Source organism: Streptomyces sp. NBC_00045 (genome assembly GCF_045041095.1).
Classification (GTDB): Bacteria; Actinomycetota; Actinomycetes; order Streptomycetales; family Streptomycetaceae; genus Streptomyces.
The window spans coordinates 410,534-432,262 of sequence record NZ_CP108272.1; the positions used below are offsets into that span (position 1 = coordinate 410,534).

A 21,729-nucleotide genomic window follows, 5' to 3' on the forward strand; every position below is an offset into this window, starting at 1 on the left:
CGTTCTTCATGTAATCCGCTGCCTGGATGGGCGGTGTACCCCCTCTGTGTGAGGGAGCAAGCGAAAGGTCGTTCCTGTGATTCCGGTGTCGTTCGCGCAGCGTCGTTTGTGGTTCCTGGGTCAGCTCGAAGGCGTGTCGGCGACGTACAACATTCCGCTCGTGCTGCGTCTGACGGGTGCGCTGGACGTGGAGGCGCTGCGGGCTTCGCTGGCGGACGTCGCGGGCCGGCACGAGAGCCTGCGGACGGTGTTTCCGCAGGTGGACGGGGAGCCGCGGCAAGAGATCCGGCAGGGTGCTGCGGGGGTTCCCGATGTCGTGGTGGAGTCCGTGCCGGCTGGGGGCGTTGCCGCAGCGGTGGCGCAGGTGACGGGTGCCGGCTTCGACCTGGAGCGGGACCTGCCGTGGCGGGTGCGCCTGCTGGAAGTCGCCGACGCTCCCGGCGAGTGGGTCCTGGTCATGGTGGTCCACCACATCGCGGCCGACGGCTGGTCGATGGCGCCGCTGGCCCGGGACCTTTCGCAGGCGTACGCGGCCCGACGTCAGGGGCAGGCCCCGGTGTGGGAAGAGCTTGCGGTGCAGTACGCGGATTACACGCTGTGGCAGCGCGAGGTCCTCGGCGACGAGGACGACCCGGACAGCGTGATCGCCGCCCAGGTCGCCTACTGGAAGCAGGCCCTGGCTGACCTCCCGGAGCAGCTGGAGCTCCCGGTGGACTACCCCCGCCCTGCCGTCGCATCACATGAAGGTGCTGCGGTGGACGTGCACGTACCGGCGGAGGTGCACGCGCGCCTGGTGGAGCTGTCGCGCTCCAGCGGGGCGAGCATGTTCATGACGGTGCAGGCCGCGCTCGCCGTCCTGCTGTCGAAGATGGGCGCCGGCGAGGACATTCCGATCGGGACTTCGACCGCGGGCCGTACCGACGACGCCCTGGACGACCTCGTCGGGTTCTTCGTGAACACGCTGGTCCTACGGACCGACCTCTCGGGTGACCCGACCTTCCGTCAGGTCCTCGAACGGGTCCGGGAAGCCGACCTCGCGGCGTTCACGCACGAGGACGTGCCGTTCGAGCGGCTGGTGGAGATCCTCAACCCGGTACGCTCCATGGCCCGCCACCCCCTGTTCCAAGTCATGCTCACCTTCCAGAACGTCGCCGAGCCCGATCTCGCTCTGCCGGGGCTGAGCGTCCACCCCGAGCGCACGGCGGCAACGACGGCCAAGTTCGACCTGTCGTTCACCCTTGGTGAGTCGCATGCAGCGGACGGCATGCCCACCGGTCTGCGAGGACGGCTCGACTACCGCACCGACCTCTTCGCGGAGGGCACCGCCCAGAGCCTCGCGGACCGTTTGGTGCGCGTCCTCGAAGCGCTCGCTACCGCACCCGACCAGCCGATCCGGAGCGTCAGCGTCCTTGCCGCTGACGAGCGTCGGCGGATGCTCGTCGAGTGGAACGACACGGTTCATGAAGTTCCGGATGCCACGCTGCCGGGCCTGTTCGAAGCGCAGGTGCTGCGGACTCCGGATGCGCCGGCCGTGGCCAGTGGTGGTGTCGAGCTGTCCTATGCGGAGCTGAACGCCCGGGCGAATCGTCTGGCCCGTCATCTGGTGGCGTGCGGTGCCGGTCCGGAGCGCCTGGTGGCGGTGGCGCTGCCGCGGTCGGTCGACCTGGTCGTCGCGTTGCTCGCGGTGGTGAAGAGCGGTTCGGGTTATGTGCCGGTGGACCCGGAGTACCCGGCGGACCGGATCGCCTACATGCTCGCGAACGCCGAACCGGTCATGGTGATCACCGATGCGGACACGACGTCCGTGCTGCCCCAGGACAGCACCGCACCGCACCTGCTTCTCGATGCGCCGGGAGTCCGGGACGCCGTAGCGAGCCGGGACAGCGCGGACCTGCCCGACAGCGACCGCCTGTCTCCGGCACTGCCCGCCCATCCGGCGTACGTGATCTACACGTCGGGTTCGACGGGTCGGCCGAAGGGCGTGGTGGTTTCGCACGCCGCGTTGGTGAACTACGTGGTGCGGTGTCCGCAGGCGTATCCGCATCTCGCGGGTTCGACGGTGTGGCACTTCTCGGTGTCGTTCGATGCGGGGATCACCGGTCTGTACGGGGCCTTGGTCGCCGGCGGCCGTGTCGTGGTGGCAGCGCTGACCTCTGCCCCTGCCGAGGAGGGCGATCGGGCCGGGTTGCCGGTGTCGTTCCTGAAGGCGACTGCCAGTCATCTGCCGGTCCTGGAGGGTGCCGGACGCGGGTTCGTGCCGAGCGGCCAGTTGATGCTGGGCGGGGAAGAGGTTCCCGCTCACGCGGTGACGCGGTGGCGTCGGGCACATCCGCAGGTGCCGGTCGTGGTGCACTACGGCCCGACCGAGGCAACGGTGGGATGTACGGACTACCGGGTGCCGGCCGATGCGGTGCTCTCGGCGGGGACCGTTCCGATCGGTCGCCCCATGTGGAACACCCGGGTGTATGTGCTGGATGCGGCCTTGTCGCCGGTTCCTGCGGGTGTCGCGGGTGAGCTGTACGTGGCCGGTGCACAGTTGGCCCGGGGCTATCTGGGGCGTGCGGGTCTGACCGCGGAGCGGTTCGTCGCGGACCCGTTCGCCACGGTGCCCGGCTCGCGGATGTACCGGACCGGTGATGTGGTGCGCTGGTCCGCGGACGGGGTCCTGGAGTTCATCGGGCGTGCGGACGGTCAGGTGAAGGTGCGGGGATTCCGCATCGAGCCGGGCGAGATCCAAGCGGTCCTGGCGGATCACGCATCAGTGGGCCAAGTCGCGGTCGTCGTAAGGGAGGACCAGCCCGGCGACAAGCGACTCACCGCCTACGTGGTGGCTACGACCGCGGACTTCGACGCTGCCGTCCTGCGCCGACACGTGGAGGAGCGGCTGCCGGACTACATGGTGCCCTCCGCGTTCATCACGCTGGACGAGCTGCCCCTCACACCGAACGGCAAGCTGGACCGCAAGGCGCTGCCGGCTCCCGAATACACCACGGACGCGTCGGGGCGGGCGCCGCGGTCGCCGCGCGAGGAGATCCTGTGCGGTCTCTTCGCCGAGATCCTCGGCGTCGAGTCCGTGTCGATCGACGACGGCTTCTTCGACCTCGGCGGGCACTCGCTACTCGCGACCCGCCTGGTGAGTCGGATCCGGACCGTCCTCGGGGTCGAGGTCAGCATCCGGTCCCTGTTCGAGGCCCCGACCGTCGCCGGCCTGGTGGACCGGCTCGACGAAGGTGGCCGGGTCCGTGAGCCGCTGGGGCGGCGGGTGCGGCCGGAGGTCCTTCCGGTGTCGTTCGCGCAGCGCCGTCTGTGGTTCCTCGGCCAGCTCGAAGGCGTCACCGCGACCTACAACATCCCCCTCGCGATCCGCCTGACCGGCGCCTTGGACGTCGAGGCGCTGCGGGCCGCACTGGTGGACGTCGCGGGCCGGCACGAGAGCCTGCGCACGGTGTTCCGCCAGAGCCCTGACGGCCAGCCGAGCCAGCTCGTGCTCGACCCGATCGAGGGTGCTCCCGAGGCCCGTGCGGAAGCGGTGTCCGCGGATGGGGTGGCTGCGGCCGTGGCCGCAATCGTGGGTGCCGGGTTCGACCTGGAACGCGACTTGCCGTGGCGGGTACGGCTCCTGGAGGTCACGGACGCTCCGGGTGAGTGGGTCCTGGTGATGGTGGTGCACCACATCGCGTCGGACGGTTGGTCGATGGCGCCGCTGGCGAAGGACCTGTCGCTGGCGTACGCGGCCCGCTGCCAAGGACACGCCCCGGCATGGGAAGAACTCCCGGTGCAGTACGCGGACTACACGCTGTGGCAGCGCGAGGCCCTCGGCGACGAGGACGACCCGGACAGCGTGATCGCCGCCCAGGTCGCCTACTGGAAGCACACCCTGGCCGACCTCCCCGAACAGCTGGAACTCCCGGTCGACCACCCGCGCCCCGCGATCGCCTCCGCCGACGGTGCGTCGGTCGGTGTGCAGGTGTCCGCCGAAACGCATGCCCGTCTGGTCGAGCTGTCCCGCTCCTGCGGCGCGAGCGTGTTCATGACCGTTCAGGCAGCGCTGGCGGTCCTCCTGTCGAAGATGGGCGCCGGGCAGGACATCCCGATCGGGACGCCGATCGCAGGCCGTACCGACGACGCCCTCGACGACCTCGTCGGATGCTTCCTGAACACGCTGGTCCTGCGGACCGACGTCTCGGGCGACCCGACGTTCCGCGAGGTCGTGGAGCGGGTCCGGGAAGCGGACCTCGCGGCGTACGCACACCAGGACGTGCCGTTCGAGCAGCTCGTCGAGATCCTCAACCCGGCACGCTCCATGGCCCGCCACCCCCTCTTCCAAGTCATGCTCGCCTTCCACAACAACGCGCAACCCGACCTCGACCTGCCCGGAATCCAGGCCGTGTCGGAGCCCCTGAGGAACACCGCGGCGAAGTTCGACCTGTCCGTCAGCCTTGCCGAGGTCCACGACGAGGAGGGGATTCCCGGCGGGCTGCTGGGGCAGCTGGAGTACCGGACCGACCTCTTCACCGCCGAGACCGTCCAGAGTTTTGCGGAACGCCTCGTCCGCGTACTGGAGACCGTGGTGGCGGAGCCCGACCGGATGGTTCGCGAGGTCGACGTGCTCGGTACCGATGAGCGCGAGCGCATTCTGCGCACGTGGAACGACACCGACCAGGAGATCCCGGACGGCACGGTGCTCGACCTGTTCCGGGCGAGAGTGGCGCGCACGCCCGACGCGCTCGCCGTACTCAGCGGCGACGTCGAACTCACCTATGCCGAGCTCGATGCGCGCGCGAGTCGCCTCGCGCAGGAACTGATCGCACTCGGTGTGGGCCGGGAGCGCCTCGTCGGCCTGTGCCTTCCCCGAGGGGCGGACATGGTCGTGTCCCTCCTCGCGGTGTGGCGGGCAGGTGGTGCGTACGTGCCCCTGGACCCCGAGTATCCGTCGGACCGACTCGGCTACATGGTGGCGGACAGCGGCGCGGTCGTGGTCCTGGGGACCACCGACACGGTGAAGGACCTGCCGTCGGAGGCGGTGCACGTCTTGCTGCTCGACGAATTCGTCCACGCGGACGACACCCCCTCCGGCGAAGAGCCCCCCGTCGCCGTCGACCCGGACCAGCTCGCGTACGTGATCTACACGTCCGGCTCGACGGGACGTCCCAAGGGGGTAGCCGTTCCTCACCGTGGCGTCGCCAATCTCGCCGAGGTGATGCGGCCGGTCCTCGGCGTCCATGAAGGCGCGGTGGCCTTGCAGTTCGCCTCCTTCAGCTTCGACGCGTCCGTACTCGACGTGGCCGTCACCCTCGCGGCAGGCGCGACCCTCGCCATCGCGTCGAGCACGGAGCGGTCGGAGCCGGAGGCACTGGCCGAGATGGTCAAGAAGTCCGGTGTGAACGTCGCCAGCGTGGTCCCCTCGCTGCTCGGGGTGCTCGACCCCGCCGCGCTCTCCGCAGTGGAGAACTGGGTCCTGGGGGCAGAACTGCTGACGGCGGACCTGGCCAGCCGGTGGACGGCCGGCGCCCGCATGTGGAACACCTACGGCCCGACCGAGGCCACGGTGATCACCACGGCCGTTGAACTGGACAGGTCCATCCGGCCCGAGGACCAGCCTCCGCCGATCGGGCGCCCGCTCGGAAATGCGCGCGTCTATGTGTTGGATGCGGGTTTGTCGCCGGTGCCGGTGGGTGTGGCGGGTGAGTTGTACATAGCGGGTGCGCAGTTGGCTCGTGGGTATGTGGGTCGTCCTGGTTTGACGGCGGAGCGGTTCGTTGCGGATCCGTTCGCGGTGGTTGCGGGTTCGCGGATGTATCGGACCGGTGATGTGGTGCGGTGGTCTGCGGAGGGTGTTCTGGAGTTCGTGGGGCGTGCTGATGGTCAGGTGAAGGTGCGGGGCTTCCGCATCGAGCCGGGCGAGATCGTGGCCGTCCTGACCGGGCACGAGCACGTCGGGCAGGCTGCTGTGGTGGTCAGGGAGGACCGTCCGGGCAACAAGCGCCTCGTTGCTTACGTGGTTCCGCCAGCAGGCACGGACACGACCGATCTGGATCCGGTCGTGTTGCGTGGGTTCGTGGGGGAGCGGTTGCCGGATTACATGGTGCCGTCGGCGTTCGTGGTGTTGGACGCGTTGCCGTTGACGCCGAACGGGAAGTTGGACCGTAGGGCGTTGCCGGTGCCTGAGTTTGCTTCTGGCGGGGGAGTGGGGAGGGGGCCGCGGACGCCGCACGAGGAAGTTTTGTGTGGGTTGTTCGCCGAGGTTCTTGGGCTTTCTGAGGTTTCCGTCGATGACGGGTTCTTCGAGTTGGGTGGCGACAGCATTTTGTCGATCCAGTTGGTGGCGCGGGCGCGGGCTGCTGGTCTGGTGTTTTCGCCGCGTGATGTGTTCGAGCGCAAGTCGGTGGCGGGTTTGGCCTCGGTGGTTGTTGTGTCCGAGGGCTCGGTGGTGGTGGAGGCCGAGGGTGCTGGGGTGGGTGTGGTGCCGTTGACGCCGGTGATGCACCAGGTTCGTGAACGGGGTGGCCCGTTGGCGGGGTTCTCGCAGTCGATGCTGGTGGGGGCGCCGGCGGGGCTGTCGTTGGAGGTGCTGACCGCGATGGTGGGGTCGGTCCTCGATCAGCATGATGGCCTACGGATGAAGGTCACCCAAGGCTCTGGCTCTGGCTCTCGCTCTGGCTCTGATTCTGGTTGGGGTTCGGGTTGGGGTTTGGAGGTGTTGCCGTCGGGTGGGGTGGATGCGGCGGGGTGTGTGCGTCGTGTGGATGTGTCGGGTGTTGTGGGTGTCGGGTGGGAGGAGGTGGTGTTGGCGGAGGCGGTTTCGGCGCGTGAGCGTTTGGATCCGTTGGTGGGTGTGATGGTGCAGGTGGTGTGGTTCGACGCGGGTGTGGGTGTGCCGGGTCGTGTGCTGTTGGTGTTGCATCACTTGGTTGTTGACGGGGTTTCTTGGCGTGTGTTGTTGCCGGATCTCGCGGCGGCGTGGGCTGCGCTTTCGGTGGGTGGTTCGGTGGTGTTGGAGCCGGTGGGGACTTCGTTCCGTGGCTGGGCTGGTCATTTGGTGCGGTTGGCTGGTTCGGCGGAGCGGGTTGCGGAGTTGGGTTTGTGGCGGGAGATGGTGGCGACTCCTGGTGTTCGGGTGGGGTCTCGTGGCTTGGATCCGGCGCGGGATACCGCTGGGGCGGTGCGGGGTGTGGTGGTGGAGTTGTCGCCGGAGGAGACCCGTCCGTTGTTGGGTGATGTGGCTTCTGTTTTCCGTGCGGGTGTTGAGGACGTGTTGTTGGCGGCACTTGCGTTGGCGGTGACGCGCTGGCGTGGTGGTTCTGCTGGTGGGGTGTTGGTGGAGTTGGAGGGGCACGGTCGGGAGGAAGTGGTGGAGGGGGTGGATCTGTCGCGGACGTTGGGTTGGTTTACCAGTGCGTATCCGTTGCGGATTGATCCTGGGGTTTTTGATGCGGGTGAGGTGTGGGCTGGTGGTGCCCAGGCTGGTGTGGTGTTGAAGCGGGTGAAGGAGCAGGTGCGGTCGGTTCCTGACCGTGGTCTGGGTTTTGGTTTGTTGCGGTATTTGAATGCCGAGACGGGTGCGGTGTTGGAGCGGGGGGCGCGGCCGGAGATCGGGTTCAACTATTTGGGCCGGTTCAGTGTGGGGGGTGGTGGTGCTTGGCAGATCGCTCCTGAGTCGGTGGCGTTGGGTAGTGGGTTGGATCCGCGGATGCCGGTTCCGCATGCGTTGGAGATCAATGCGGTGGTTCAGGATGCTGCGGCCGGTCCGTGTTTGCAGGTGTCTTGGTCGTGGGTGTCGGGTGTGCTTGACGAATCTGATGTCGTCGAGGTGTCCGGGTTGTTCGTCGACGCCCTGAAGGCGATCACTCGGCATGCGGCCGATCCCGACGCGGGTGGATACACACCCTCCGATCTTCCCCTGGTCTCCCTGAACCAGGCAGAAATTGATCAACTTGAGCAGCTGTGGAGGAACGACAAGTGAAGCGGAATGAATTGGAAGACGTTCTTCCGTTGGCGCCTCTGCAGGAAGGTTTGCTCTTCCACGCTCTCTACGACGAGCAGGCGCTGGACGTCTACACGACGCAGATGTCTTTCCTCATAGAAGGACCGCTGAACGTTGCGGCTCTGAAGGCGTCCGCCCGAGTCGTTCTTGAGCGGCACAAGAATCTGCGCGCCGCCTTCATCCACGAGGGTCTGCGGCAGCCGGTCCAGGTCATCCCCCGGAACGTGGAGCTCCCCTGGGAGGAGATCGACTTCTCAGGCTTGGATGCCGGCGCCCAGGAGGCCGCGGTCGAGGCATGGCTTGAGCAGGACCGGACGCGGCGCTTCGACCTGTCCGCCCCGCCGCTGCTGCGTTTCACGCTGATCCGCCTCGGTGACCGGCGGTTCCGGCTGGAGTTCACGAGCCACCACCTGCTGCTGGACGGCTGGTCCCTGCCCGTCCTGATGCGCGACCTGATGACCGCGTACGAGCAGGGCGGCCGGGGCGACGGCCTGGCGCGGGTGAGGCCCTACCGGGATTACCTGGCGTGGGTGGCGCAGCAGGACCGTGGTGCGGCCGAGGAGGCGTGGCGGCGGTCCCTGGCGGGTGTGGAGGAAGCGACCCGGCTCGCCCCAGTGCACGCCCGCGCGGCGCAGATGGCTCCCGAGCACGTCATGGTGCGTGTGCCGGAGGAGTTGACGGCTGCGCTGACGGCTGCGGCCCGCAGCTGCGGGGTCACGTTGAACACGGTGGTCCAGCAGGCGTGGGCGGTGTTGCTCGGGCACATGACCGGTCAGGACGACGTGGTCTTCGGTGCGACGGTCGCCGGACGCCCGGCCCAGATCCCCGGCATCGAATCGATGGTCGGCCTGTTCATCAACACCGTGCCGGTACGGGTACGCCTGAAGCCGGCCGAAACCCTGACCGATGCACTCGTGCGGCTCCAGGACGAACAGAGCGCCCTCCTGGCACACCAGCACCTCAAACTCACCGACATCCACAACCTGACCCCGGCCAACGAGCTCTTCGACACCGTCGTCGTGTTCGAGAACTATCCGATCGGCGCCGCACCGAAGGCTGCGGAGCCGGCCGACGCCATCCGCGTCGAACGGCTGGAAGGGCGGAACAGCACGCACTATCCGCTCAGCCTGATCGTGATGCCGGGGGACGAGATCCGGCTGCGACTCGACTACCGGCCCGACCTGTTCGACCGGGCGACGGTGGAACAGATCGGGTCCCAGCTGGCGCGGGTGCTGGAGGCGACCACCACCGGACTCGATGGTGCGGTGGGACGCTTCGACCTGCTCGGTGCAGAGGAGAGGCACCGCATATTGGCCGAGTGGAACGACACGGCCCGCGAGATGCCTGCTGCGCTGCTGCCGGAACTGTTCGAGACGCAGACGGCACGCACACCGCACGCGCCGGGCGTGATCAGCGGTGGGGTCGAGCTGTCGTATGCGGAGTTGAACGCTCGGGCGAATCGTTTGGCCCGGCATCTGGTGGCGTGCGGTGCGGGTCCGGAGAAGCTCGTTGCCGTCGCGCTGCCCAGGTCGGCCGACCTGGTGGTCGCGCTGCTCGCCGTCCTGAAGAGCGGTGCCGGGTACGTGCCGCTGGATCCGGACTACCCCTCCGACCGCATCGCGTACGTGCTGGCTGATGCCGACCCGGTGCTGATGATCACCGATACGGAGACTTCACCCGGCTTGCCCGACGGTGACGTGCCTCGTGTGCTGCTGGACGATGCCGGGGTCGCGCAAGTGGTCGCCACGGCCAGTGCGTCCGATCTGTCCGACAGCGATCGCTCGTATCCGGTGTTGCCTGCTCATCCGGCGTATGTGATTTATACGTCGGGTTCGACGGGTCGGCCGAAGGGTGTGGTGGTTTCGCATGCGGCGTTGGTGAGTTTTCTGGCGGCGGTGGGTTTGCGGTGTGGGTTGGATTCGTCTGACCGGTTGTTGGCGGTGACGACGGTTGCGTTCGATATTGCGGCGTTGGAGTTGTATCTGCCGTTGGTCAGTGGTGCGTGTGTGGTGGTTGCGGGTCGGGAGGAGGTTCGGGATCCGTTTGTGCTGGGTGGGTTGGTGCGCGGGTCGGGTGTGTCGGTGATGCAGGCGACTCCGTCGTTGTGGCAGGCGTTGGTGGCGGAGGTTCCCGGGTCGGTGGGGGGTCTGCGGATGTTGGTGGGTGGTGAGGCGCTGCCTTCGGTGTTGGCGGAGGGTATGTGTGGGTTGGGCCGTGAGGTGGTCAACCTGTACGGGCCGACGGAGGCGACGGTGTGGGCGACGTCGTGTGTGGTGGGTGGCGGTTCTGGTGGTCTGTTGCCGCCGGCGATTGGTGATGCGTTCGCGAATACGCGGGTGTATGTGCTGGATGCTGCCCTGTCGCCGGTTCCTGCGGGTGTCGCGGGAGAGCTCTATATCGCGGGTGCGCAGTTGGCGCGGGGTTATTTGGGGCGTGCGGGTCTGACGGCGGAGCGGTTCGTCGCGGATCCGTTTGCGGTGGTTGCGGGTTCGCGGATGTATCGGACCGGTGATGTGGTGCGGTGGTCCGCGGACGGGGTCCTGGAGTTCGTCGGGCGTGCGGATGCTCAGGTGAAGGTGCGGGGGTTCCGCATCGAGCTGGGCGAGATCGAGGCCGTTCTCGCTGGTCACGAGCAGGTTGCCCAGGTGGCCGTCGTCGTGCGGGAGGACCAGCCCGGCGACAAGCGCCTCGTCGCCTACGTCGTGGCTGGGGTGGCGAACGCCGGACCGACCGATCCGGACGCGTCCCTGCTGCGTCAGCACGTGTCCGAGCACGTGCCGGACTACATGGTGCCGTCGGCTTTCGTCGTGCTCGATGCGCTGCCGTTGACGCCGAACGGCAAGCTGGACCGGCGGGCCCTGCCGGCGCCGGAGTACGTCGTGGCCGCCGCGGGCCGTGGTCCGCGGTCGCCGCGGGAGGAGATCCTGTGCGGTCTCTTCGCCGAGGTCCTCGGCGTCGAGTCGGTGTCCATCGATGACGGGTTCTTCGACCTCGGCGGGCATTCGCTGCTGGCGACCCGCCTGGTGAGTCGGATCCGGACCGTCCTCGGGGTCGAGGTCAGCATCCGGTCCCTGTTCGAGGCCCCGACCGTCGCCGGGCTGGTGGACCGGCTCGACGAAGGTGGCCGGGTCCGAGAACCGCTGGAACAGCGGATACGGCCGGAAGTCCTCCCGGTGTCGTTCGCCCAGCGCCGTCTGTGGTTCCTCGGTCAGCTCGAAGGCACCTCGGGAACGTACAACATCCCCCTCGCACTCCGCCTGACCGGCGCCTTGGACGTGGAGGCGCTGCGGGCCGCGCTGGCGGACGTCGCGGGCCGACACGAGAGCCTGCGGACAGTGTTCCCGCAGGTGGACGGCGAGCCGCGGCAGGAAATCCTGGCAGGTGCCGAGGGGGTTCCGGCATGCGCCGTCGAGCAGGTTTCCGAGGCCGGGATGGCGGCCGCGATCTCAGCGGTGGTGACTGCCGGCTTCGATCTGGAGCGGGACCTGCCGTGGCGGGTCCGGGTGCTCCGGTCCGCCCCGGACGAGTGGGTTCTGGTCGTGGTGGTGCATCACATTGCCAGCGACGCATGGTCGATGGGACCCCTGGTGAGGGACCTGTCCATCGCGTACGTGGCCCGCTGCCAGGGGCGAGCCCCGGCATGGGACGAACTCCCGGTGCAGTACGCGGACTACACACTGTGGCAGCGCGAGGTCCTGGGCGACGAGGACGACCCGGACAGCGTGATCGCCTCGCAGGAGGCCTACTGGAAGCAGGCCCTGGCCGGGCTACCCGAGCAGCTCGAACTGCCGGTCGACCACCCGCGTCCTGCCGTTGCCTCCCATGAGGGTGCATCGGTCGGCGTACGGGTCTCGGCCGAAACGCATGCCCGTCTGGTGGAGCTGTCCCGCTCCTGTGGCGCGAGCATGTTCATGACCGTGCAGGCCGCGCTGGCGGTCCTCCTGTCGAAGATGGGCGCCGGGGAGGACATTCCGGTCGGGACGCCGATCGCGGGCCGTACCGACGACGCGCTCGATGACATGGTCGGGTTCTTCGTGAACACGCTGGTCCTGCGGACCGACGTCTCGGGCGATCCGACGTTCCGCCAGGTCCTCGAACGGGTCCGGGAAGCCGACCTGGCCGCGTACGCCCATCAGGACGTGCCGTTCGAGCGGCTCGTGGAGATCCTCAACCCCGCGCGCTCGATGGCCCGCCACCCCCTCTTCCAAGTCATGCTCGCCGTGCAGCACCATGCACCGCTCCTCGCCACCTTCCGCAGTGCCACGGCCGGATCGACTCCTGAGCCGGGAGTCGAACTGCCCGACCTGGCCGTACGGCCGGAGCCGATGGAGGGGACGGTCGCGAAGTTCGATCTGTCCGTGAGCCTGGGCGAAACCCACACCGACAGCACGCCCGCAGGACTCGAAGGGCGCCTGGACTACCGCATCGACCTGTTCGACGCGGCTACCGTCGAACATCTCGCCCGGCGACTGGTCCAGCTCCTCGACGCCGTCGCCACCGCCCCTGACGCTCCCGTCCGGCAGGTCGACGTCCTCGGGACGGACGAACGCGAGAGGGTTCTGCGCGCCTGGAACGACACCGCGCGCGAAAGGCCCGGGGCGCCCGGGGCGCCCGGGGCGCCCGGGGCGACGCTCACGGAGCTGTTCGAAGCCCACGTCGCACGGACCCCCGACGCGACAGCAGTGGTGAGCGACGGGCTGGAGCTCACCTATGCGCAACTGAACGAGCGCGCGGATCGGCTGGCGCGCCATCTGGCCGCCAAGGGCGCCGGCCCCGAGCACGCGGTCGGCCTGTGGATGGAGCGGTCCGCTGACCTGGTGACCACGCTGCTGGCCGTACTCAAGACCGGCGCCCACTACGTACCGCTGCACGAGGGCCACCCTCCGAGCCGGCGCCGACTGGTCATGGCGGACTGCGCAGCCGAACTGCTGGTGACGGACCGCCCGACGGAAGCCGCCGAGTTCGCAGGGACGGCAGAGGTCATCTGCGCCGATGAAATCCTCGGGGCGGCTTCCGAGACGGGACCGGTGAAGCCGGCCGGTGCACGTGGTGCGGACGGGCTCGCCTATGTGATGTACACGTCCGGTTCGACCGGTGAGCCCAAGGGCGTGGCCGCCACCCACCGCGGCGTGGCAGACCTCGTGCTGGACCGCTGCTGGGAGACGGACCACCACGAGCGTGTCCTCTTCCACTCGCCGTACGCCTTCGACGCCTCGACGTTCGAGCTGTGGGCCCCCCTTCTCGCCGGCGGAACCATCGTCGTGGCTCCTCCGGGAAACCTGGACGCCCCGTCCCTGGAACAGCTGATCAAGGTTCACGACATCACGGGCGTCGTTCTGACGGCGGGACTGTTCCGCGTCATAGCCGAGGAGACCCCGACGTGCCTCGCCCAGCTGCGTGAGGTGTTGACGGGTGGCGATGTGGTGTCGCCGGTGGCGGTGCGGCGGGTGGTGGAGGCGTGTCCGGGCACGGTGGTGCGGGTGCTGTACGGGCCGACGGAGATCACCTTGTGCGCGACGCAGTTCGAGGTTCCGGCGGGTTCGGTCGTGGGTGGGTCGGTGCCGATCGGTCGGCCGATGGACAACACGCGGGTGTACGTGCTGGACGGGGGTCTGTCTCCGGTTCCAGTGGGTGTGGCGGGTGAGTTGTACATTGCGGGGACGGGTGTGGCTCGTGGATATGTGGGGCGTGCGGGGCTGACGGCGGAGCGGTTCGTCGCGGACCCGTTCGCCACGGTGGCCGGGTCGCGGATGTACCGGACCGGTGACCTCGTGCGGTGGTCCGCGGACGGTGTTCTGGAGTTCATCGGGCGTGCTGACGGTCAGGTGAAGGTGCGGGGTTTCCGTATCGAGCCGGGCGAGATCGAAGCGGTGTTGGCGGATCACGGGCTGGTTGTGCAGAGCGCGGTCGTGGTGCGCGAGGACACGCCGGGCGACAAGCGCCTCACCGCCTACGTGGTGGCTACGACCGCGGACTTCGACGCTGCCGTCCTGCGCCGACACGTGGCGGAGCGACTGCCGGACTACATGGTGCCCTCCGCTTTCGTACAGCTGGACGCCCTGCCCCTCACACCGAACGGGAAACTCGACCGCGACGCCCTTCCGGCACCGGAGTACACGCCGGGCGCTTCGGGTCGTGGGCCGCGGTCGCCGCGGGAGGAGGTCCTGTGCGGGCTGTTCGCCGAGGTCCTCGGTGTCGACGTCGTGTCGATCGATGACGGGTTCTTCGAGCGGGGTGGGCATTCGCTGCTGGCGACCCGCCTGGTGAGCCGGATCCGGTCCGCCCTCGGGGTGGAGGTGAGCATCCGGTCCCTGTTCGAGGCCCCGAGCGTCGCGGGCCTGGTGGACCAGCTTGATGAGGGTGGCCGGGTCCGTGAGCCGTTGGGGCGGCGGGTGCGGCCGGAGGTCCTTCCGGTGTCGTTCGCGCAGCGCCGCCTGTGGTTCCTCGGCCAGCTCGAAGGCGTGTCGGCGACGTACAACATTCCGCTCGCTCTGCGTCTGACCGGCCCCCTGGACGTGGAGGCGCTGCGGGCCGCACTGGCGGATGTCGCCGGCCGTCACGAGAGCCTGCGCACGGTGTTCCGCCAGAGCCCTGACGGCCGGCCGAGCCAGTTCGTCCGCGACCCGATCGAGGGTGCTCCCGAGGTCCGCGTCGAGTCGGTGGCCACGGACCGTGTCGCTGCGGCGATGACCGAGGCGGCTTCGGCCGGGTTCGATCTGGAGCGGGACCTGCCGTGGCGGGTGCGCCTGCTGGAGGTCACCGACGCTCCGGGTGAGTGGGTCCTGGTCATGGTGGTGCACCACATCGCAGCCGATGGCTCGTCGATGGCACCACTGGCCCGGGACCTTTCGCAGGCGTACGCGGCCCGGTGCCAAGGGCGCGCCCCGGAGTGGCAGCCGCTTCCGGTGCAGTACGCGGATTACACGCTGTGGCAGCGCGAGGTCCTGGGTGACGAGGACGACCCGGACAGTGTCATCGCGGCCCAGGTCGCCTACTGGAAGCAAGCCCTGGCCGACCTCCCCGCACAGCTTGAGCTGCCGGTCGACTACCCGCGCCCCGCGATCGCTTCGCACGAGGGTGCTTCGGTGGACGTGCACGTACCGGCGGAGGTGCATGCCCGGCTGGTGGAGCTGTCGCGCTCCAGCGGGGCGAGTGTGTTCATGACGGTTCAGGCCGCGCTCGCGGTCCTGCTGTCGAAGATGGGCGCCGGCGAGGACATCCCGATCGGAACGCCGATCGCCGGCCGCACCGACGACGCCCTGGACGATCTCGTCGGGTTCTTCGTGAACACGCTGGTCCTGCGGACCGACCTGTCGGGCGACCCGACGTTCCGCGAGGTCCTCGAACGGGTCCGGGAAGCGGACCTGGCCGCGTACGCCCATCAGGACGTGCCGTTCGAGCGGCTCGTGGAGATCCTCAACCCCGCACGCTCCATGGCCCGCCACCCCCTCTTCCAAGTCATGCTCGCCTTCCAGAACGTTGCCGACCCGGATCTCGACCTGCCCGGTCTGAGCGTTCGCGGGGAACAGGTACAGGGCGCGGTGGCCAAGTTCGACCTGTCCGTCAGCCTGGGTGAATTCCACGACGAAGACGGAGCACCCGCCGGACTGCAAGGGCAGCTGGACTACCGCACGGATCTGTTCGCGGAGCACACGGTCCGAGAACTCGCGGACCGTGTGGTGCGCGTGCTGGAAGCCGTCACCGCCGATCCCGATGCGGCGATCCGTTCCGTCAGCGTGCTCGGTGCCGAGGAGCAGCACCGGGTCCTGACCGACTGGAACGCAACTGCTCGTGACGTTCCGCACGGGACGCTGGCCGAACTCTTCCAGGCCCAGGTAGCGCGTACTCCCGATGCTGCCGCCCTGGTCAGTGGAGGTGTCGAGCTGAGCTATGCGGAGTTGAACGCCCGGGCGAATCGTCTGGCCCGTCATCTGGTGGCGTGCGGTGCCGGTCCGGAGAAGCTCGTCGCCGTCGCGCTGCCCAGGTCGGCCGAACTGGTGGTCGCGCTGTTCGCCGTCCTGAAGAGCGGTTCGGGTTACGTGCCGGTGGACCCGAAGTACCCGGTGGACCGGATCGCCTACATGCTCGCGGACGCCGAACCCGTGCTGCTCCTGACGGACGCGGCCACTGCGGCCCTGCTGCCGCAGGATGACGCCGCACCGCACGTGCTGCTCGACGAGCCCGGAGTCCGGCATGCCGTTGCCGGCCGGGACAGCGCAGACCTGTCCGACAGCGACCGCCTGTCTCCGGCGCTGCCCGCCCATCCGGCGTACGTGATCTACACGTCCGGATCGACGGGACGGCCGAAGGGCGTGATGGTCGAGCACCGCAGCGTGGTGAACCTCGCCTCTTGGGCTGCGGATGGTCTCGGCGCGGACCGACTGGGGGAGGTCTGCGCATCGACGTCTCTCAACTTCGACGTGTCCGTGTTCGAAATCGTCGCTCCGCTGCTTGCCGGCGGTCGGGTCAACGTGATCCAGGACCTGCTCGCATTCGGAGACGAAGCCGCAGGAGACGCCGACCGGCCGCTTGTGAGCGGCGTTCCTTCGGTGTTTTCAAGCCTCCTGGACCGTGAACCGGCAGTGGACGCGGCAACGGTCGTCATGGCGGGTGAGGCGATTTCGCCGATCGTTGCCAAGAAGATCCGGTCGGCCTTCCCCGTAGCCCGCATAGCGAACTGCTACGGGCCCACCGAGGCCACGGTCTATGCAACCTCGTGGTACACCGATGCCGAACTGCCGGATGCACTTCCGATCGGGCGGCCGGTCGCCAATACGCGGGTGTACGTCCTCGATGCAGGGCTGTCGCCGGTGCCCGTCGGCGTGGCGGGCGAGCTGTACGTGGCGGGTGCACAGTTGGCCCGGGGTTACCTGGGGCGTCCGGGGCTGACCGCGGAGCGGTTCGTCGCGGATCCCTTTGCGGTGGTGGCCGGCTCGCGGATGTATCGGACCGGTGACGTGGTGCGGTGGTCCGCGGACGGGGTCCTGGAGTTCGTCGGGCGTGCGGATGCCCAGGTGAAGGTGCGGGGGTTCCGCATCGAGCCGGGCGAGATCGAGGCCGTCCTGGCGGATCACGCCTCGGTGGGCCAGGTGGCTGTCGTCGTGCGGGAGGACCAGCCCGGCGACAAGCGCCTCGTCGGCTACGTGGTGCCGGCCGCGGGGGCTTCGTCCCGTCACGTTGATGCGCGGGACCTACGTGGGTTCGTCGCGGAGCGGCTGCCGGACTACATGGTGCCGTCGGCGTTCGTCGTGCTCGACGCGCTGCCGTTGACGCCGAACGGGAAGCTGGACCGCAAGGCGCTGCCGGCTCCCGAATACACCACGGATGCGTCGGGGCGCGGTCCGCGGTCGCCGCGCGAGGAGATCCTGTGCGGTCTCTTCGCCGAGATCCTCGGCGTGGACGTCGTGTCGATCGATGACGGGTTCTTCGACCTCGGCGGGCATTCGCTGCTGGCGACCCGCCTGGTGAGTCGGATCCGGACCGTCCTCGGGGTCGAGGTCAGCATCCGGTCCCTGTTCGAGGCCCCGACCGTCGCCGGCCTGGTGGACCGGCTCGACGAAGGTGGCCGGGTCCGAGAACCGCTGGCACAGCGGGTGCGGCCGGAGGTCCTCCCGGTGTCGTTCGCGCAGCGCCGTCTGTGGTTCCTGGGCCAGCTCGAAGGCGTCTCCGCGACCTACAACATTCCGCTCGCACTCCGCCTGACCGGCACGCTGAACGCAGAAGCGCTGCGGGCCGCGCTGGCGGACGTCGCGGGCCGGCACGAGAGCCTGCGGACAGTGTTCCCGCAGGTGGACGGCGAGCCGCGGCAAGAGATCCGGCAGGGCGCCGCGGGGGTACCCGCGGTCAGCGTGGAGAGCGTGACTGCCGATGGTGTCGCCTCGATCGTGGGCCGGTGGGCTGCCACGGGCTTCGACCTGGAGCGGGACCTGCCGTGGCGGGTGCGCCTGCTGGAGGTCACCGACGCCCCCGGCGAGTGGGTGCTGGTCATGGTGGTCCACCACATCGCGGCGGATGGCTGGTCGATGGCGCCATTGGCCCGGGACCTGTCGCAGGCGTACGCGGCCCGCTGCCAAGGGCACGCCCCGGTGTGGGAAGACCTTGCGGTGCAGTACGCGGATTACACGCTGTGGCAGCGCGAGGTCCTGGGTGACGAGGACGACCCGGAGAGCGTGATCGCCGCCCAGGTCGCCTACTGGAAGCAGGCCCTGGCCGACCTCCCGGAAGAGCTGGAGCTCCCGGTCGACCACCCGCGCCCCCCGATCGCCTCCCACGAAGGCGACTCCGTGGACGTCCGCGTCCCGGCGGAGGTGCACGCGCGGCTTCTGGAGCTGTCCCGCTCCAGCGGAGCCAGCGTCTTCATGACGGTGCAGGCGGCGCTCGCGGTCCTGCTGTCGAAGATGGGCGCCGGGGAGGACATTCCGATCGGGACGCCGATCGCCGGCCGTACCGACGACGCCCTGGACGATCTCGTCGGGTTCTTCGTGAACACGCTGGTCCTGCGGACCGACCTGTCGGGCGACCCGACGTTCCGCGAGGTCCTCGAACGGGTCCGGGAAGCCGACCTGGCGGCGTACGCCCATCAGGACGTGCCGTTCGAGCGACTGGTGGAGATCCTCAACCCCGCACGCTCCATGGCCCGCCACCCCCTCTTCCAAGTCATGCTCACCTTCCACAACAACGCACAACCCGACCTCGACCTGCCCGGCATCCAGACGCAAGCCGAAGCCGCCGGCGAGATGGCGGCCAGGTTCGACCTGTCGTTCAGCCTGGGAGAAACACACGCGGCCGACGGCGTACCCGCGGGCCTGGCAGGGCGGCTCGACTACCGCACCGATCTGTTCGAGCGCACCACCGTCGAGCAGCTCGGCGAGCGGCTGTCCCGGCTCCTCGAAACGGTCACGGGCGACCCCGACCAGCCGATCCGTAACGTCAGCGTCCTTGCCGCTGACGAGCGTCGGCGGATGCTGGTCGAGTGGAACGACACGGTTCATGAAGTTCCGGATGCCACGCTGCCGGGCCTGTTCGAAGCGCAGGTGCTGCGGACTCCGGATGCGCCGGCCGTGGTCAGTGGCGGTGTCGAGCTGTCCTATGCGGAGTTGAACGCCCGGGCGAATCGTCTGGCCCGTCATCTGGTGGCGTGCGGTGCCGGTCCGGAGCGCCTGGTGGCGGTGGCGCTGCCGCGGTCGGTCGACCTGGTCGTCGCGTTGCTCGCGGTGCTGAAGAGCGGTTCGGGTTATGTGCCGGTGGACCCGGAGTACCCGGCGGACCGGATCGCCTACATGCTCGCGGACGCCGAACCCGTGCTGGTCCTGACGGACGCAGCCACCGCGGCCCTGCTCCCCCAGGACGACGCATCGATCGCGAAGCGCGTGCTCCTGAACGAGCGTTCTGTGCAGGAAGCCATTGCCGGGCTCAGCGCCTCCGATCTCCTCGATGACGGCCGTCCGTCTCCGGCACTGCCCGCTCACCCCGCGTACGTGATCTACACGTCGGGTTCGACGGGGCGGCCGAAGGGCGTGGTGGTTTCGCACGCCGCGTTGGTGAACTACGTGGTGCGGTGTCCGCAGGCGTATCCGGATCTCGCGGGTTCGACGGTGTGGCATGCGTCGGTGTCGTTCGATGCGGGGGTCACCGTGCTGTACGGGGCCTTGGTCGCCGGCGGCTGCGTCGTGGTGGCAGCGCTGACCTCCACCTCTGCCGAGGAGGGCGATCAGGCCGGGTTGCCGGTGTCGTTCTTGAAGGTGACTCCCAGTCATCTGCCGGTCCTGGAGGGTGCCGGACGCGGGTTCGTGCCCAGCGGCCAGTTGATGCTGGGCGGGGAAGAGATCCCCGCTCACGCGGTGACGCGGTGGCGTCGGGCACATCCGCAGGTATCGGTCGTGGCGCACTACGGCCCGACCGAGGCAACGGTGGGATGCACGGACTACCCGGTGCCGGCCGATGCGGTGCTCTCGGCGGGGACCGTCCCGATCGGTCGCCCCATGTGGAACACCCGGGTGTATGTGCTGGATGCGGCCCTGTCGCCGGTTCCTGCGGGTGTTGCGGGTGAGCTGTACGTGGCCGGTGCACAGTTGGCCCGGGGCTATCTGGGGCGTGCGGGGCTGACCGCGGAGCGGTTCGTCGCGGACCCGTTCGCCACGGTGCCCGGCTCGCGGATGTACCGGACCGGTGATGTGGTGCGCTGGTCCGCGGACGGGGTCCTGGAGTTCATCGGGCGTGCGGACGGTCAGGTGAAGGTGCGGGGCTTCCGCATCGAGCCGGGCGAGATCGAAGCGGTGCTGGCGGATCACGAGCTGGTTGCGCAGAGCGCGGTCGTGGTGCGCGAGGACACGCCGGGCGACAAGCGCCTCACCGCCTATGTGGTGGCCGCCACGGGCGAAGCGGCACCGGCCGATCCGTTGCGCCGACACGTGGCGGAGCGGCTGCCGGACTACATGGTGCCCTCCGCGTTCATCACCGTGGACGAGCTGCCCCTCACCCCGAACGGGAAGCTGGACCGGCGGGCGCTGCCGGCTCCCGAATACACCACGGACGCGTCGGGGCGCGGTCCGCGGTCGCCGCGCGAGGAGATCCTGTGCGGGCTCTTCGCCGAGGTCCTCGGCGTCGAGTCCGTGTCGATCGACGACGGCTTCTTCGACCTCGGCGGACATTCGCTACTCGCGACCCGCCTCGTCAGCCGGATCCGGACCGTCCTCGGGGTCGAGGTCAGCATCCGGTCCCTGTTCGAGGCCCCGACCGTCGCCGGGCTCGCGGAGCGACTCGACGAAGGCGATGTCTCGGACCCGTTCGACGCCCTCCTCCCCCTGCGCCGGCAGGGCTCGGACAGCCCCCTCTTCTGCGTGCACCCCGTGGCGGGTCTGAGCTGGTGCTATGCGGGCCTGATCAAGGAGTTGCCGGCAGACGTGCCGATCTACGGCCTGCAGTCCCGGGGGGTGGGCAGCGGAGAACCCGTGGCCACGGTCGAGGAGATGGCCGCCGAGTACGTGCAGATCATCCGCTCCGTCCAGCCTGAAGGGCCGTACCGCCTCCTGGGATGGTCCTTCGGCGGGACCGTCGCGCACGCAGTGGCCGAAGAGCTCCAGAGGCAGCAGCAGGCCGTCGGTCTCCTCGCGGTCGTCGACGCCTATCCGTCGTCGTCGCAGGCGTCCGACGTGGAGGACGACCGGCAGAGCCTCATCCGAGCCCTCGCTGAGGCCGCCGGTCTCCCCCTTCCCGACGACGCTGCCGTGGGCGACGACGCCGAGGGGGTATCGAACCTGCTCGAAGCCTACGCAGCCGACCAGATGGGCGAGGTGGCACGGAGCCTCGACGTCGACGTCGACCAGGCGGCGGGCCTGATCGACGTGATCGAGAACAACCGCAGGCTCGCCCGGTCCCTGACCCCGGGCGTGGTGGAAGGAGACCTCCTCTTCTTCCGTGCGGGCATCGACAACCCCATGCCGATGACCGGCCGTGAGGCGTGGACTCCCCATGTCACGACCGGAGTTGACGAACACGTGATTGAATGTGATCACATCGGCATGATGCAGCCCGAGCCGCTCAAGCACATCGGCCGTGTGCTCCGGGACCGGTTGAAGCCCGGAAGGCCAGCCGACAGCCCCTGACCTGCCGCAGGGGACGGGGTGCGGCCGCGCGCCGCGCCCCGTCCCCCGTACGGCCTTCCCGGCCGGGCGCGTCTGCGCCCGGCGCCACCTCCTTGCCGCTGCCGTACGCATGCAGGCGCACACCTGACATCGGGAGTGCTT

At 69.0% G+C, this 21,729-nt stretch carries 1 protein-coding gene and 1 pseudogene; both read left to right on the plus strand.

Features of this window, described 5'->3' with window-relative positions; genetic code table 11:
• Positions 1-79 precede the first annotated feature (79 nt).
• A pseudogene (locus tag OHA65_RS37685) lies at positions 80-7,963 on the plus strand (amino acid adenylation domain-containing protein); the annotation flags it as partial.
• Positions 7,960-21,588 (plus strand): amino acid adenylation domain-containing protein, encoded by a 13,629-nt coding sequence (locus OHA65_RS37690; protein WP_331736382.1) that lies wholly within the window; start codon positions 7,960-7,962, stop codon positions 21,586-21,588. The pseudogene OHA65_RS37685 and the gene OHA65_RS37690, both read left to right, overlap by 4 nt.
• Positions 21,589-21,729 lie beyond the last annotated feature (141 nt).